This is a genomic window from Candidatus Accumulibacter contiguus, assembly GCF_012940005.1.
GTDB classification, from domain to species: Bacteria; Pseudomonadota; Gammaproteobacteria; order Burkholderiales; family Rhodocyclaceae; genus Accumulibacter; species Accumulibacter contiguus.
In genome coordinates this window covers 26,156-41,007 of the sequence record NZ_SPMX01000029.1, presented here as the reverse complement: position 1 = coordinate 41,007, position 14,852 = coordinate 26,156, and the positions used below count along the sequence as shown (strand labels likewise).

The window sequence follows — 14,852 nt, the reverse complement described above, 5'->3', positions numbered from 1 at the left end:
CCCGTAACCGGTCGCCATACCCAAGGGCGGAGCACAGGAACAAGGGGGAATACCATGAATAATACCGCGAAAAAACTTCTGCTCCTGGCCATGCCGGCACTGCTGGCCAGCCCGTCCATCCTGGCCAAGGAGGGTCCCGACCAATACCCGAACGGCTCGGAAAACTTCATGGTCGGCGCCCTGCCGCCACCGGGCAACTATTTCATCAACTATCTCGGCTATTACGAGGGCGACTATCGCGCCAAGGACGGGCAAAAGGTGCCGGGACTCAATGTCAGCGCCACTTTCGACGCCCTGCGCTTCATCCATGTCACCCAGCAGAAGATCCTGGGGGGTGACTGGGCAGTGCATGCGATCGTGCCACTGGTTTACCAGCGACTGCACACCCCGATTCCGGGCATCGGTAACGGCAGCGTCTTCGGTCTCGGCGACGTCGTCATCGACCCGCTGATCATCGGCTGGCATTTTCCGCCGGACTGGCATCTGACCGTCGGCATCGACATCTATCTGCCCACCGGCAAGTACAGCAAGACCAATCCCACCGACAGCATCGGCGCCAACTACTACAGCTTCGAGCCGATCTTTGCCTTCACCTACCTCAATCAGGGCGGTTTCGAAGCGTCCGCCAAGCTGATGTACAACCTCAAGACCAGGAACCTCGATACCCACTACCAGTCAGGCAACGATTTCCACATGGATTACCTGCTTGGTCAGCACTTCGGGCCATGGGCCGTCGGCCTGGCCGGTTATTATCTGACCCAGACCAGCGACGACGAGCGCAACGGCCGGACCGTCATCCCGAACGGCAACCGCGGCAAGGTCTTCGCCTACGGCCCGGCAGTCAAGTACGACTACAAGGGGATGAGCTTTGTCGGTAGCTGGAATCACGAAACCAGTGTCGACAACCGCTTTCAGGGCAACAAGTTCTTCTTCAAGTTCGTATCCGCCTTCTAGAAAGCGATCCAGTGCCCGCACGATTCTTGTCGTTCGGTGCGAACGCCCTCCTGCATTCCTCGAATGCACAGTGGCCGGAGAGGGGACGCAGGGGGTCATTGTCGTAATCGCATCAGCTGATCGGCGGACAGCGCCAGGATGCCGAACATCAGGGTAGGCCATCACTTTGGCGTCGTCTTGGACCATGCCGGGCTTGACGCTCTCGTAGAAGAGGTGTTTGGCGAACATCGAGACCACCCATCGCAGGTAATCATGACTGTCCGAAACCTTGAATTGCTCTTTCGTCCCACCTCGGTGGCGGTGGTCGCCGAGCCCGACGAGCCGAGTCGCTATGCCGAAGTGGTGCTGGCCAATCTCGCGGCCGGCGGATTCAGCGGTCCGATCATGTCGGTCAGCGCAAGGAAACGCTTCCTGTTCTTCATGGGTGACGATGTCCGCCTCGGCGAAATCGACGTGGTCCCCGATCTGGCGATCATTTGCGCCTCACTGGAACAGGTGCCTTCGATCATCGCTCAACTCGGCGCGCGCGGTACTCGCGCGGTGATCGTCGGTCCGTGGATGTGGCACAAGATGAGCAATGGGGCGATAGCGACGGCGCGCAAGGCCATTCTCGAAGCAGCCCAGCCGTACCTGATGCGCGTTCTCGGGCCTGGCAGCGGCGGTCTTGTGGTGCCGGCCAGAGGGCTGAACGCCAGCGCGACCCCCGTCTCGATCAAGCCGGGGAAGATTGCTCTGGTCGCACAGTCGACCGCCGTGACGGCGGCCGTGCTCGATCGCGCCTATAGCAAGGGAATCGGCTTCTCGACGGTACTGCACTTGGGCGCCAGCCTCGATGTCGATCTCGCCGACGTGCTCGACTGGCTGGCGGCAGACCCCGCCACGCAGTCGATCCTGGTGCAGTTCGATGAGGTGACGGCCGGGCGCAAGTTCATGTCGGCGGCGCGTGCCGCCGCACGCAACAAGCCGGTGGTGACCATCCGTGGCGGCCCGGTGCAGGGCAGACCGCAGGGGAGCGGACCATTCGCCGCCGACGACGTTTACGAAGCGGCCCTGCGTCGCGCAGGCTGGGTGCGCATCGATACGCTCGGGAACCTGTTCGCCGCCGTCGAGGCGATGGCGCGGGTGCGTCGCTTACGCGGCGAGAGTCTGACCATCCTGGCCAACGGTCATGGCCTGGGGCGGATTGCCGGCGACAGGCTGACACGTTCCGGCGGCCAGCTCGGCAAGCTGTCGCCTGCTACCATCAAGCGTCTCGAAGAACTGCTGCAGACGCGTTCGAGGCTCTCCAATCCATTGGCGCTGCCGGCGGACATCACGGCGACGAACTGGGGAGCCGCGCTGGCGACCGTACTGGCCGACGAGCATACCGAAAATGTCCTGACCGTCTTTTCACCTTCTCCGTTTGCACCCAGTGCCGAAGTCGCTGCGGCGATCTGCGAGGTGTCCCGGAAAAGCGAGTGCAACGTCTTCACCTGTTGGGTTGGCGGAGCCGCAATGCTGGAGGCGCAACAGATCGTGGCGGCGCAAGGCGTGTTGAGCCATGAGTCGCCGGAAATGGCGATTTCGGTCTTTCTCGGCGTCGTCAGCTACAGGCGCAATCGCCGCTTGCTGATGCAGATGCCGCCATCGCTCGCGGAGGGTTTCTCAGCGGACGTGCAGGCCGCCCGCAGCGCCCTCGGCGAAGCGAGGGCGGCCGGCGCAAGCCAGCTATCGGCACGTCAGGCACAGCGACTGTTGCAGGCCTACGGTCTGAGCGTTGGCGAGTATCCCCTGGCTGGCAGTATCGACGAGGCGATTGCCTGCGCCGATGCGATCGGCTATCCGATCGATCTCGCTCTGCTGCTTGCCAGTGGGGTGGAGTTTTCGGAGGGCGCGTCGGGTCTGCGGTCGCCGGCAGAGATCCGCATCGCGGCGCGCGACCTTCGCCGCCGTTTGCGCATCCAGCAGTCTGGCAGCCGCGTCAATGCTTACCGGCTGCGACCGAGTGCGGCCCGTAGTGGCGCACCCGCACTGCGTCTGGGTGTTGCCGACGATCCGGTGTTCGGTCCGGTGATCTTCCTCGGCCCGGCATCGGTCACGGGCTTTCGCGGAGGCCGCCTGGTGGTCGCCTTGCCGCCGCTCAACCTGATGCTGGCCGGCGATCTGGTTGCCCGCAGCGGTTTTGCCGAGGGACTCCCGGAAGAGGATCGGCCGGCGCTGCAGGCAGCCGTGAGCAACGCACTGGTTCGTCTTTCGCAACTGCTGACGGACCTCGATGAGGTGACTGGCGTCGACCTCGACCCGCTGCACGCCGAGGCTTCGGGGGTGGTCGTGCTGGGCGCACGCATCGGCTTCGAGCAGACGGCCGGCAGGCTCGGCCATCGCCGCTTCGCGATTGGCCCCTATCCGAAGGAACTCGAACAGCAAGTGGATTGGCAGGATCGCCGGCTCCTGATCCGGCCGATCCGACCGGAGGATGAAAGCATGCTCGGCGAACTGCTCAATTCGCTGGATCCCGAGGATTCCCGGATGCGCTTTTTCGACTCGATCAAGAGCCTGCCACGTGCCCGTCTCGCCCGTTTTTCCCAGATCGACTACGATCGTGAAATGGCCCTGGTGGCCATCGAGCGAGGGGGTGATGGCAGCGAGCGTTCGCTGGGCGAGGTGCGGGCCGTTGCCGATCCCGGCAGTACGTTCGCGGACTTTGCCATCGTTGTCGCTTCGGAAATCAAGGGCAGGGGACTTGGGAGGCTGTTGCTGCAATGCCTGGTCAGCTACTGCCGAAACCGCGGCATCGCCGAATTGCGTGGCGAAACACTGGACGGAAACCTGCGCATGCAGCGTCTCGCACGGAGCCTCGGCTTCACCATGACCACAGGAGCGGATCGTGGTACGCTGAATCTGTGTCTTTCGTTGAACCCGCACGAGAAAGGGTGACGAGTCGTGAGAGAGGAAGGAATGGGAAAATCGCATTGCTGCGATGCACGCCGACGCCCCCGTCCTGGCGCGCTTTCGTACGGTCCCATCGGAAAACTGGAGTTCATGTTGCTGGCGGTGAAAAACCGCGTAAAGTTGGCGGTCAAGAGGCCCTGTCTGCATGGCAGTAAGCGCGAAACTGCCGTGGCGGATGCGCGAAACGCGAGGCACCAGAAATACTGTTCCGAACCGGCTTGCCGGAAAGAGAGCCAGGCCGCCAGTCATCGCGCCTGGCTGGCCAAAACCAATAACCAGAACTATTTCCGCGGTGCCGAGCATGTCGCGCGGGTGAAGGCATGGCGAGAGGCCCACCCCGGATATTGGCGACGGACGAAAGGCCAGAGAGGGGAAGCGGCGACAGGGCCGGCAGATCTGATTGCGTTACAAGAGGTCTGCCCCGCGCAACCCGTTGAAATCACTACAGAGTCTCAAGACATCTTGCCACCTGCGTTACCAGATGTCTGGCTTGGCCAACCCGCTGTTGTCATTGGCTTTATCGCTCATTTCATGGGCAGTATGTTACAAGATGACATCGCTAGCAGCCTGTCAGACTCGAGGGAGCGTATGCCGGGAAAGGGAGCCAGGCCTATCCCCCCGGCAACGCTCCTGGCGCTCTTCTCTACGGCTACGTCAGCCGGACGTTTACCAGTCGCAAGATCGAAGCGGCCACTTACGATTCAATTCCCTTTCGCTTCCTGGCCGGCAATACGCACCCCGATCACAGTTCCCTGGCCGAGTTCAGGAAGCGATTCCAGGGGCAGTTCAAGGATATTTTCAAGCAAGTCCTCGTTCTTGCCTACGAAATGGGCCTGGCCAAGGAGAATCCCGACGCAGCGGTGGACGGCAGCAAGCATTCGGCGTTGTCGTACGGCCACGCCTTGAAAATGGAAGCGCGGATCGAGAAGGAGATAGAGCAGTTGCTCGCTGACGCCAAGAAGGCGGAAAGCGATCACGAAGAACTCCCTGTGGGGCTGAATTTTCAGAAGGAAATCGGCCGCCGGAAGGATCTACTCACCGACATTGCCGAGGCCAAAGCCAAAATTGAACTCCGTGCGAAGGGGCGCGATGCGCACGAACGCGCTGAGTACGAGGAGAAAATGGCCAGGCATCTGGCCAGGGAAGCTCTGAAGGAGGCCAAGCGCAAGGCCTGGGAGGCGGCCTATCCGGAGAAGGCCGCCAAGTGCGCAGCTACCGAGGCCAGGAAGAAGGCAAAGGCCGAGCGGCAAGCTTTGACGACAGAGGCCACTGAAACAGTTGCGCCAGCAAAAACATCCCGTGTGCCCAAGGAACCGGTTCCGGGGCCGCGACCGTGCGACCAAGTGAACTGGGCCGACGAGGAGTCTCGCATCATGCCGGTTTCGGGGGGTGGCTATGAACAGTGCTACAACGCCCAAGCGGCCGTGGCGACAGGCACCCTGCTGGTTTTGGCGACCACCGTCACGCAAGCGACCAACGACAAACAGCAGATCGTTCCCATGCTGGAAGCTTTATCCCAGATGCCCGCATGCCTGGGTTCAGTGAAGGATCTGACGGCAGATACCGGCTATCACCGCACGACGAACGCGAATGCCTGTGAAGACAAAGGGATTACGCCGATGATTGCGGCAGCGCGGGAGCACCATCATCCGGACCCCATGGCGCGGTTCACCCAACCACCACCCTTGCACCACCCTTGCCCGATGGCGCCACGCCGGTACAAAGGATGGCCCATCGCCTGAAGACGGTTGCCCGTCGAAAACTCTATGCCCTGCGCAAACAAACCGTCGAACCGGTATTCGGCATCATCAAGTCGGTCATGGGCTTTCGTCAGTTCTCGATGCGCGGCTTGGCTGCTGCCCAGAGCGAATGGAACCTCGTCTGCCTGTCCTGGAATTTGAAGCGTATGGCCGTATTGCGTCTGCAGTAAGCAAAACACCCAGGAAAGGTGCGCCTTTAGCCAAAAAAATGAGATTCATTGCACAAAAAAATTAGGCGATCTGCCAAAGATTCTGGCTTTTCCCGCCTAAGTCCGACAGGCTGCTGGAAGCACACGGCTGCTGGTACAACTGGGGACTGACATCATGGCGGGGAGGATCAAAAATGACCATCAAACGCGTTCTTTGTCCGGACTAACGCCCGCGCGTCTGAGCCAGGCGCGCAGCGATCTGATGCGCATCGGCCTCATCGCCTATCAGCACCCGCTCTACCAGGTCTTGTCGCTCGATTCACCACCGCGCAGCGAAGGGTGCGAACTCGGGGCGGACGAGATCAGGAGGATTAAAAGGGGACAGCCCACGTTTTCCTCTCTGCCAGCCTCCATGCAATCCTGGGCAACAGCACCGGCCTGACACACTCTCCCGCCGACGGTCCGGCGATCGATAGATACTTTCCACCCTCCGGATCGCGGCAAACAAGCAATTCATTGCCTGTCAGATCGAGTAGCCAGACTTCCGGGATGCCGTGGCGCGCGTACAGATCAAGTTTCACGCCGCGATCGTAGTCGACAGATGAACTGGCAACCTCGACGATCAACAGGACATCCGCTGGGCCGGGGAGGTGCGCCATATAGTCTCCGGGCTTGAGCAGGGCAAGATCGGGCTGCGGTTCGCAGCGATCGTTGAGGCGGATCGGGTTTTGCGTGCTGACCAAACCGTCTTCGCCGGCGGCGAGCGTGAACAGGCGTGCCAATTGGTTGACGACGTAGGCGTGTTGGCTACCGATGGGGGCCATGTCGACGATCTCTCCCTCGATCAGTTCCACCCTCTCTTCGTGGCTGAGTACACCCGCGTCGGCCATCTTGTGATATTCGTCGACGCTGATGCGGTGTCGTGCTCGGTCCATCAGTTCGCTCATGGAGCCCATGCCTGGTTTCTCCTGCGAAGTAGTTTGCGCCAGATTGGCGAAAGGATAGCAAGGATAGGAAGGAGGATAGGAGATCCAATGCCACCTCCGCAAGTGATGCGGGCTCTGACTAACCGGCGGAAGGGCCGCTGCCGAGACACTCGGCAAATCGGTCGACGAGAAATGCCTGCCTGCTGCCTGTCGGTGCGAACCACGGTAGCCACCGGCATGGCCAGTCTGATGAACGCCGGGGGTGGCGCAGCATTGCCGTGCCAGGAACCCGAACTACTCGATCCCGCGCCGCAGCCGCCACTCCTGGACCAGCGCATAAATCGCCGGAATCACCGCCAGGGTAAGGACGGTCGACGAAATCATCCCCCCGACCATCGGCGCGGCGATGCGGCTCATCACCTCGGAACCGGTGCCGGTGCCCCATAGAATCGGCAGCAGGCCGGCCATGATCGCGACGACGGTCATCATCTTCGGCCGCACCCGCTCGACGGCGCCTTCCATGACCGCCGCGTAGAGGTCGGCGACCCCCGGTTCCCGCCTATCGGCGCGGCAGCTTTCCTTGACCACTTGCCAGGCATGGTCGAGATAGATCAGCATCACGACGCGGAGTAAACTCCGGCCAACTGCTCATCCCGGCATGCTTGCTCCCTACCGCAAAGAACCCCATGAAGCCGCGGGTCTACATCGAAACGACGGTAATCAGCTATCTGACGGCGAGACCGAGCCGCGATCTGATTATTGCGGCGCGGCAGGAGCTTACCCGTGAGGTATGGGATCGACTACTGACCGAGTGCGAGTGCTTCGTGTCGGCGCTGGTGGTACTGGAGGCCAGCAAGGGTGACGAGGTGGCCGCCGCACAGCGGCTGGACGCCATACACGGGCTGCCGGTGTTGCACGTCGGAGACGACGCGGGACGAATGACCGAGCTGCTGGTTCTGGAGAGGAGGGCAATCCCAGCGGAGTCGCGGAAGACGCCATGCCCGTTGCCATAGCGGCACTGAACGGAATGGACTTCGTGGTGACCTGGAACCTCACCCACATCAACAACGCGGTCACCCGGCACAAGATACGGTCGGTCATCGAGCGGGACGGCTACCAGTGCCCCGAACTGTGTTCGCCGGAAGAGGTCTTTGGAGATCTGGAATGATCGACCCTATTGTTGACGAAGTTCGGAAGTATCGCGCTGAACATGCGCGGAGGTTCAATTTCGACCTCCGTGCCATCTGCGCCGACATTCAGAAGATCGAGGCGACTTGTGGCCATACGGTCGTCAGTCTCCCGCCGCGGATGTTGGACGTCGCCATTGACCCGTTGGAGCCATCCGATCAAAGGCTACGGCACCCTATTCGAGCCTGGCCCCCTTAACTCGAATACCTGCCCGTACTGCATGTCCTCACAGTGAAGGATTGCGCAGCCTGCGGCCAGCGCCGCCGCGACGATGAGCGAATCCCAGTGGCCGGCGCGATCGGGCTGCGAATGCTCCGGCGGTAGACGTTCCACGACGCGGTCGCCGACGTAATGCCGTGCTATTCTTACTGCTTACAGCAAGAAGGGGAAAACTATGCGCATCACCAGCAAGGGTCAGGTGACCATTCCCGTTGAAATTCGCAAACAGGCCGGGCTGATGCCGAATACGGATGTGGAGTTCGAGTTCAAGGACGGTGTTGTCCGGCTCATGCCCAAGGGAGGAACACGCGGCCAGCAACTCGTTGAGCGCCTGCGTGGCGCTTTCAAGGGCTGCGGCATGACCACCGATGAAATCATGCGCGAAACCCGGGGTGAGGACTGATGCGAAGTTATCTCATCGACACCAACGTCATCATCGATGCCGCGGACCCGGACTCCCAATGGTACGCCTGGTCGGCTGCCCAGCTCATCTCCGCCTCGAACGATGGCGCGGTGTTCATCAACCCCATCATCTACGCGGAGTTGGCCGGCTATGCCGATTCGGAGTCGCAGATGGCCTCGATCCTCTCCGACGGGTCTTCCCCCGTAGCTGTTTAAGTGCTTGAAAACATTAGTACCGTTACATGCCTACAAATGAGCTAAGTGCTTGAAATTATTAGAGCGAGGGGGGAAGATCCGTCCGATATGCTGCTGGAGCGCGCTGACCTTCCCTGGGAGGCGGCATTCCGCGCTGGGCGAGCTTTTGTCGCCTACCGCCGTGCAGGCGGGACCAAAACCGCCCCGATGCCTGACTTTTACATTGGCGCCCACGCCCAAGTTGCCGGGCTGACCTTGCTCACCCGGGATGCCCGCCGTTATCGCAGCTACTTTCCCGAGCTACGCTTGATCGCCCCCGACTCGATGCCGTAGTGGAAATCAAAGGGGCAGGCGTGTTTTGTCTGCTGATCCCTTTGGCGCCGAAAGACAACAAGAGGCCCACTTCTTTACCTGATTTTCGCTGGATAAAGCGAACGTGGCCCCTTATTTCTTGCTACGGCACCCTATTCGAGCCTGGCCCCTTTAACCTCGCGGATCGCCGATCCGGCGCCTTCTGCACGAGATGCCGCTGGCGAGTCCGCCGCAGCGGGATCGATTCGTCGACCTGGCGCTGCGCCTTGGCATACACCTGATCTGAAGCCGGCGTCGGCTGGCGATCGCCTGTGGGCGGTTCGGCGGGACGACGGTTTGACGCTTTCCGTGCGAACACCAACGGAGAAGCCGGTCGAGCCCTACCCTGTCACTCTTTGTTGCAGTTCGTATTTGCGCACGGCGCGGCTGACGGTCATGTAGTGCACCGCGAAATGTCGGCCGATTTCCGCCATCGTATAGGCACCGGACTGGTAGGCCAGAGCCATGGCGAGATCTCGCTCGGGGTAGCGCATCGCGTACTCATCGAGCGGTAAAGCCACTGCGCGCCTATGAGCCTTCGAGACCTCGCGCAATTGCTCCGGAATACCTTTCTGGCAATGCCGTTCCACGAAAGCGCGATCGCCCAGCACCAACTGCTGGCAGGCTTCGAGAACGGGACTCGGCAAACCCCTGCCAGCCAGCAGAAACTCCACATAAGAGCGGCGAGCCTCGTCGCGCTCCGGAGCAAACTGCCGTAGCAGCCAGTCCACATCCAGCCATGGTGGCGGAGTTTCCCGGCCGACAACGAACGGAAAGCTGCTCCAGGGCCAATCATCAAGCGAAACGATCATCCCGGCGCGCAACGGATTCAGGACCACATAACGAGTCAGTTCCAGCAGGTAGACTTCCTTCTGCACCAGGATCGCCTTGTAGCGCCCCTGAAAGAGGTGCCCAACCAGGCCGTGGCGGCGGTTGAAACGCTGCGTGTAGAGGCCGTTCAAATGCCGCATCCCGAGCGACAAATTGCCATCCGGCGTCTCCAGCAGCAGGTGATAGTGATTGGTCATCTGACAGAAGGCGTGCACGACCCAGTTGAAGCGCGCGCAAACAACGCCCAGCACATCCAGCCAGTCGATGCGGTCCGCATCGTTTAGGAAAATCTCTTCCCTTCGATCCCCGCGCGACGTGACATGATAAACGGCCCCAGAGAATTCGAGCCTTAGCGGTCTAGCCATACGCCAAGCGTAGCATCTTTTCGTCTTGTGTTGTAATGTTAGACCTGACCCCGGCCTTGTGACCCCGGCCTTGGTGACCCGCCCCCATATACCCACTGCGTGATTAGGCGTTGCAGCATCTGGTTTCCTTGACGGCTAACGTGAATTATGCATCTACGGACCACCGAAGAGCTTTCCGCCGAGCGCGAATGCGCCCGCAACGATCGCCGATAGAGCCACAAGGACGCTCCACAACTGGACTGGCTTTAGACCGCCGACTAGCTCGGCAACTGTGAGATCCGCGGGCATCTTTGAAGTGGAAGTCTTCTTGGGCGCCTCGATCATCTTCTTCTTCCAACTCGCCAACACACCGTTGAATTCGTTGGTACTTAGAGCGGCGGCTTCTGGCTTCACCCATTGCACGTACCAGTCATAACCACGCTCGAGTAGACCCTCGCTCTTGAGGCCTGCTTCGACAACAACCATCAATGGGAGACCGCGGGCGTAGGTCATGGCTGCCTCAACCTGATTCCACGGAGTGGGCAGCTTGACGTCGGCCAGAGCGATCTCCTTGGGGCCACCACGCTTCTCCGTCCCGGAAGCAAAGTATGAGCGTTCCAGGGCGATCACGATGGTGCCTGAGCACCGGTCCAGCAACTCGGTCACCGTCTTCAACGGGGCGTCGGCACTAAAGGCATTTCGGCCAACCGTGTGCGGGATGAGGCCCTCGCTCCGGAGTCGATCCTCCACAGCGCGGACGAACGCCTCCTGCTGTTCTGTCGCAGTACCGCCGACGCTGACGAAAACGTTGAGCTCATTCATCGGTCGATGCTCCACGGCTCAGATGCATAACGTTTGAGTTAAGTGGCGCCGTCAGGCGTCCGCTTGAACGAAGAGTTAGACGCGCGGCACAAGGATAGAGGCGATGGCCAACAGGAGACCAGCCCAAAAGGAAGTGTGTTCAATGTAAGCCCAGGTCGTTCCAGAGAAATGTATTGCTTTGGCGTTCCAGGGTCCGATCTGCGTTTCGAGGAAGTCCTTGCTGCTTCCTCCTGCAAATTGGGTAATGCTGCTGACGATGACACCACCTGCAAAGCCGGCGAGCAAGAAGCAGAGTACAGCCAAGCCGACCAAGTGGTGCTCGGTCTTGAGGAACTCGAAGGGCTGGCCTCTGTGGTCTACCACCTTCACGGAGGCAACTGTGATGTACGAAGCGGTGAGCGTTAGATACACACCAATGTGGAACTTCGTATAGTCATAGAGCATTTCCAGGCTCTTGGCACGGGCCGTCAGCGCAGCGCTGAACCGCGCCATTGCCTGCGCGTCGCGCTCCGCTTCTTCAGGTGATTTTTGGCTTTGGACGTCGGGCATGGTTGGTTCCTTGTATTGCGCGTCTAACGTGTAGCTTCAGGGACCGACGCCCAGCGAAGCGCCGCTGGGCGTCGGTCCCCTGCAAGCGCGGGTTAGGCGCTGAACCTTAAATCTTCTTGTTGATGACAAAAGTAAGTTGGTTTCCATCCGGCTTGTTCAGATTGAACCAGGACGTTGTTGGCGAAGGCGTAAGGACGATGGACTCTATGCTCGGGCATGCAGATGTGACCCGAACTGGCTTGAAGAAAAACTCTGACGTGGTAAGCATGTTGTCATTGACATAACTTAGCTTTAGCGTCGCCTGGCATTTTTGCTTCTCAATGGCGAGTGACGCGTATACGTCGGCACCTTCTTGTGGTTCGACGACAACCGAGAGGATTGGCCCGTGCGGGATCTTGCCTCGCCATAACCCAGCAAGGTTTTCAAAACCGACACACGTCTGCCATTGCGGTGCGCACGATCTGCTCCTCGAAGGTACTCTCGGCTGCGGCAAGGGACCCGGAGGTTCTGCTCTCGGTGAAGGAATCAGCTTGCTGTTCAAGTCCTTGAATATTGTGATTCGGCAATCCTGACTCATTCTGACGGCATGCAATAGATCCTTCTGCAGTACATTTTCATACTCAAAAGTCTGATACTTTGCTGCGCCTCCAATGCCTGCATCGGCCAGCTTCTTCAATAGCTTGCTTAGCTCCGCCTTGGCCTGGCCAGAAAGCTCGACAGTTGCGCTACTGCCTGTAAGTGGAATCTTCGCGCACATACGCTCAGCGAAATCCGCAATGGCGTCAAGGCCTTTCGTTTGCGCTTCGATACTTATCTGCGCATTGGCGAGCTGCGGGACTATTGCAGCTAGAAAGGCTGAGCCCCAACGCGTTAGGTGGAACACAATAGGTGATTTCATGATTACCCATACCAACTAATGTGGAAATAGATCTCTTTCGGCATGCGTTCGAGGTGCGCATGTATCGACGCGTAACGTTTGAAATCACCGGCGCTGCGCGGCTTCATTGCGCAGCGTCCGGTGGATTGATGGGTTAGCCGGCATCTGCGGTTGCGGTAATTGCTTCGGCGAGGTTCTTGCGTTTCTCGGGGTCGAGACACGACCTGCACCATTCATTGGCAAGCACTTCCCATACGCTGACCGAACTTTTCAGAATCTGGTCCCCTACCTTCGCATTCCACTTATGGTGGTCCGGCTCAAGCATCGCATCTTCTAACGCTGTAAGCAGTGTCCCAGCACCTATGCCGAAGCGCTGCGATAGGTTTGGCCAACCCTTCGCTTTCAGTTCGGCATAAACCATGCGCTCCGGTGCGAGCGTACCTGGCAACGATAAACAATTTGCGTCGACATGATCGCCATCGACTATGGCCGCCGAGCGATACGGTAGCTTTCCGGTCTTCCCTAAGGCACCAAGCATAGCCACAACATTAGCTGGGCCAACGGGATTAATTGCGACGCGGTGTAATAGCTTTCCCGTTTCTTCGGTAGAGGCAAGTATTTCGCGTAGTAGAACTTCAGCCTCGCGATCTTCAACGAAGAGATGAACTTCTGGGTGAACCTCATCGTCAAGGCGGCTCATTGCAAACTCAGCCGACACACCATACACAACGCTTAGCCCCTGCGGGCCTGGCAGAAGCAGTATTCGAGCTTCCTGCGGCAACTCCTGCAGGACGTATGGGCTATGCGTGGATAGCACAACCTGGATGCGGCGCTGACGGGCGAGCCATAGAAGAAACCGAACAAGCCGCCTTTGGGCTCTCGGATGCAGCGAAGCTTCAACTTCGTCGATGAGTAGTAGCGAGTTTTCAGGTATCCCTTGCAGCGTACGAAAAAGATCCAATGTTGCGTCTTCTCCCGCGCCTTGATGAAACTGTGACAGTTCGCCCCACTCACGCTCGAGAAGCCCTATCTGTCGGTTCTTATCCACGTCGGAGGTCGCGAACCGGGCCTTCTTGTAATTACGGCCTAGTACGTGCGATAACCTCTCCCGAAAGGCGTCATTGATTTCCGCGCTTTCAATCTCGGCCGCAGCCAAGCGAGCAATCTTGGCGTAGCCGACTGATGCGTCAAGAGGAAGCGTCCTAGCAATATCTAACAAGAAAACATCACGCTTCGGACCGTTCTCTGGAACTCGCCATCGTTGTGTTGGCTTCGTAGTCCGGAAGCTATCGACGTTTGGCCCGCGCCTTACCCGAAAGTCAATTTTTACGCCTTGTATCTTGTCCCAATGAGTTTCGACGAAGAACGCGGAAGGGTAGAAGCGCTTATCTCTGTCCTTATTGTCATATACGCAAGCAGCAGTCTTCATCAACGTGCTCTTGCCGCTCCCATTTTCGCCAACGATCGCAACGACTGGAAAGTTAAACTCAACGGACTGCCCTGACCAGCCCCGCAATCCTTCGATCTGCAACATCTGTAGAAATTGAGGCCACAAACCCGCTTGATACTGGGTTCGGATCGCATTTACTTCTGCATAGTCCATAGTGGAAACCGTCCTGTGATGATGTCTTGGTGCGGGCTAACGTGAAGTGGACATCCTACTTGACGATTTACTTTGCGTCATTATACTGTACTCATGAACAGCGGAAAGGCGCGGAAAGGCGGGGTCAGGTCTAACATTCCAACAAAAAATGAGCCAAGCTTGGCTCCTTCAAGTACCACAGCCGCCTCGCCAGCCGCGTAACCAGGGTCAAGTCTTTTCTTTTGCCCGGCCGGTGATTTCTCAACCCGCGATTTCCAGCCGTCTTTCAATCCGGTCAATTCGCGCCTTGATCTGATCGATACTTGACTGTTGCCGGATGATTTCCTCGTAGTTGTGCGCGCTATCGCGTCGGCCAGCGGCAGTGCTCGCTTCCAGGCTGGTAAGCCGGGCGGCGACCTCCCGCAACTCGCTTTCGATGCGGTCCTGTCCACCCCGCAAGGCGCGCAAGTGCTCAAGAACCAGATTGTCAACGTTGTCGCTCATGGTCAAGCCTCCTTGCAAAGGATAGAAAATCCAACGGCACCCTCAAGAGTGTATGAGCCTCCATCAAGGGGTGTCAATCTCGAATTTCGCCCCAGTGGCCCTTTAAAAGTTATCCGAATCCCGCCCCACTCAGTGCCATGGGCCATCCGCCCAAAGCCGCGGGGTCACAAAGCCGCGGGGTCACGCACAAGCCGCGGGGTCATGTCTTGAAATCATGCATCCATGCCCAACCATTCGTTCCAGGCGAGCGGCCGCAAGAAGCCGCGGC

The 14,852-nt window shown here is 59.3% G+C and carries 13 protein-coding genes and 4 pseudogenes; 9 read left to right on the top strand and 8 right to left on the bottom strand.

Annotated elements, in window-relative coordinates:
* Positions 1-54 precede the first annotated feature (54 nt).
* From E4Q08_RS11675 to E4Q08_RS26125, 4 genes and pseudogenes are all read left to right on the top strand, one after another.
* Positions 55-954 carry a SphA family protein gene (locus E4Q08_RS11675; protein WP_169070511.1) on the top strand — a complete coding sequence of 300 codons (900 nt, stop codon included), beginning with the start codon at positions 55-57 and terminating at the stop codon, positions 952-954.
* 252 nt (positions 955-1,206) lie between these two features.
* Positions 1,207-3,870, top strand: a complete 2,664-nt coding sequence (locus E4Q08_RS11670) for a bifunctional acetate--CoA ligase family protein/GNAT family N-acetyltransferase (RefSeq protein WP_169070510.1) — start codon at positions 1,207-1,209, stop codon at positions 3,868-3,870.
* A 602-nt stretch (positions 3,871-4,472) separates the two neighbouring features.
* Positions 4,473-4,646: pseudogene (locus E4Q08_RS26130) on the top strand (transposase); the annotation flags it as partial.
* A 534-nt stretch (positions 4,647-5,180) separates the two neighbouring features.
* A pseudogene (locus tag E4Q08_RS26125) lies at positions 5,181-5,815 on the top strand (transposase); the annotation flags it as partial.
* A gap of 350 nt (positions 5,816-6,165) precedes the next feature.
* On the opposite strand, the gene E4Q08_RS11650 reads toward E4Q08_RS26125, so the two are convergent.
* Both E4Q08_RS11650 and E4Q08_RS11645 read right to left on the bottom strand, forming a co-directional pair.
* Complete coding sequence (locus E4Q08_RS11650) at positions 6,166-6,750, bottom strand: Uma2 family endonuclease (RefSeq protein WP_169070507.1); 585 nt, start codon at positions 6,748-6,750, stop codon at positions 6,166-6,168.
* 264 nt (positions 6,751-7,014) lie between these two features.
* Positions 7,015-7,344: pseudogene (locus E4Q08_RS11645) on the bottom strand (efflux RND transporter permease subunit); the annotation flags it as partial.
* Between the two features lie 62 nt (positions 7,345-7,406).
* Between E4Q08_RS11645 and E4Q08_RS11640 the strand changes: the two are divergent.
* From E4Q08_RS11640 to E4Q08_RS24740, 5 genes and pseudogenes are all read left to right on the top strand, one after another.
* Positions 7,407-7,733 (top strand): PIN domain-containing protein, encoded by a 327-nt coding sequence (locus tag E4Q08_RS11640; protein ID WP_169070506.1) that lies wholly within the window; start codon positions 7,407-7,409, stop codon positions 7,731-7,733.
* Complete coding sequence (locus tag E4Q08_RS11635) at positions 7,718-7,888, top strand: PIN domain-containing protein (RefSeq protein WP_169070505.1); 171 nt, start codon at positions 7,718-7,720, stop codon at positions 7,886-7,888. Before E4Q08_RS11640 ends, E4Q08_RS11635 begins: the two co-directional genes overlap by 16 nt.
* 414 nt (positions 7,889-8,302) lie before the next feature.
* Positions 8,303-8,530, top strand: coding sequence for an AbrB/MazE/SpoVT family DNA-binding domain-containing protein (locus E4Q08_RS11630; protein ID WP_034914363.1), 228 nt, complete (start codon positions 8,303-8,305; stop codon positions 8,528-8,530).
* Complete coding sequence (locus E4Q08_RS11625; RefSeq protein ID WP_169070504.1) at positions 8,530-8,745, top strand: type II toxin-antitoxin system VapC family toxin; 216 nt, start codon at positions 8,530-8,532, stop codon at positions 8,743-8,745. The genes E4Q08_RS11630 and E4Q08_RS11625 overlap by 1 nt, the downstream gene beginning before the upstream one ends.
* A 96-nt stretch (positions 8,746-8,841) precedes the next feature.
* A pseudogene (locus E4Q08_RS24740) lies at positions 8,842-9,057 on the top strand (type II toxin-antitoxin system VapC family toxin); the annotation flags it as partial.
* A 359-nt stretch (positions 9,058-9,416) separates the two neighbouring features.
* On the opposite strand, the gene E4Q08_RS11615 reads toward E4Q08_RS24740, so the two are convergent.
* The 6 genes from E4Q08_RS11615 to E4Q08_RS11590 form a co-directional block, all read right to left on the bottom strand.
* Entirely contained in the window at positions 9,417-10,271 is an 855-nt protein-coding gene (locus tag E4Q08_RS11615; protein WP_169070503.1) for a transposase, read from the bottom strand.
* A 153-nt stretch (positions 10,272-10,424) separates the two neighbouring features.
* Positions 10,425-11,072, bottom strand: coding sequence for a hypothetical protein (locus E4Q08_RS11610; RefSeq protein ID WP_034919265.1), 648 nt, complete (start codon positions 11,070-11,072; stop codon positions 10,425-10,427).
* A 75-nt stretch (positions 11,073-11,147) separates the two neighbouring features.
* Entirely contained in the window at positions 11,148-11,621 is a 474-nt protein-coding gene (locus E4Q08_RS11605; RefSeq protein ID WP_034919268.1) for a hypothetical protein, read from the bottom strand.
* 106 nt (positions 11,622-11,727) lie between these two features.
* Complete coding sequence (locus tag E4Q08_RS11600) at positions 11,728-12,519, bottom strand: hypothetical protein (RefSeq protein WP_169070502.1); 792 nt, start codon at positions 12,517-12,519, stop codon at positions 11,728-11,730.
* A 133-nt stretch (positions 12,520-12,652) separates the two neighbouring features.
* Complete coding sequence (locus E4Q08_RS11595) at positions 12,653-14,101, bottom strand: ATP-dependent nuclease (protein ID WP_034914501.1); 1,449 nt, start codon at positions 14,099-14,101, stop codon at positions 12,653-12,655.
* Between the two features lie 240 nt (positions 14,102-14,341).
* Complete coding sequence (locus E4Q08_RS11590; RefSeq protein ID WP_169070501.1) at positions 14,342-14,584, bottom strand: hypothetical protein; 243 nt, start codon at positions 14,582-14,584, stop codon at positions 14,342-14,344.
* Positions 14,585-14,852 lie beyond the last annotated feature (268 nt).

What these genes read in the sequence shown, in the direction of transcription:
- E4Q08_RS11675 (WP_169070511.1), top strand. Translation starts at nt 55, where the DNA reads ATGAATAATACCGCGAAAAAACTTCTGCTCCTGGCCATGCCGGCACTG.
- E4Q08_RS11670 (WP_169070510.1), top strand. Translation starts at nt 1,207, where the DNA reads ATGACTGTCCGAAACCTTGAATTGCTCTTTCGTCCCACCTCGGTGGCG.
- E4Q08_RS11650 (WP_169070507.1), bottom strand. Translation starts at nt 6,750, where the DNA reads ATGGGCTCCATGAGCGAACTGATGGACCGAGCACGACACCGCATCAGC.
- E4Q08_RS11640 (WP_169070506.1), top strand. Translation starts at nt 7,407, where the DNA reads ATGAAGCCGCGGGTCTACATCGAAACGACGGTAATCAGCTATCTGACG.
- E4Q08_RS11635 (WP_169070505.1), top strand. Translation starts at nt 7,718, where the DNA reads ATGCCCGTTGCCATAGCGGCACTGAACGGAATGGACTTCGTGGTGACC.
- E4Q08_RS11630 (WP_034914363.1), top strand. Translation starts at nt 8,303, where the DNA reads ATGCGCATCACCAGCAAGGGTCAGGTGACCATTCCCGTTGAAATTCGC.
- E4Q08_RS11625 (WP_169070504.1), top strand. Translation starts at nt 8,530, where the DNA reads ATGCGAAGTTATCTCATCGACACCAACGTCATCATCGATGCCGCGGAC.
- E4Q08_RS11615 (WP_169070503.1), bottom strand. Translation starts at nt 10,271, where the DNA reads ATGGCTAGACCGCTAAGGCTCGAATTCTCTGGGGCCGTTTATCATGTC.
- E4Q08_RS11610 (WP_034919265.1), bottom strand. Translation starts at nt 11,072, where the DNA reads ATGAATGAGCTCAACGTTTTCGTCAGCGTCGGCGGTACTGCGACAGAA.
- E4Q08_RS11605 (WP_034919268.1), bottom strand. Translation starts at nt 11,621, where the DNA reads ATGCCCGACGTCCAAAGCCAAAAATCACCTGAAGAAGCGGAGCGCGAC.
- E4Q08_RS11600 (WP_169070502.1), bottom strand. Translation starts at nt 12,519, where the DNA reads ATGAAATCACCTATTGTGTTCCACCTAACGCGTTGGGGCTCAGCCTTT.
- E4Q08_RS11595 (WP_034914501.1), bottom strand. Translation starts at nt 14,101, where the DNA reads ATGGACTATGCAGAAGTAAATGCGATCCGAACCCAGTATCAAGCGGGT.
- E4Q08_RS11590 (WP_169070501.1), bottom strand. Translation starts at nt 14,584, where the DNA reads ATGAGCGACAACGTTGACAATCTGGTTCTTGAGCACTTGCGCGCCTTG.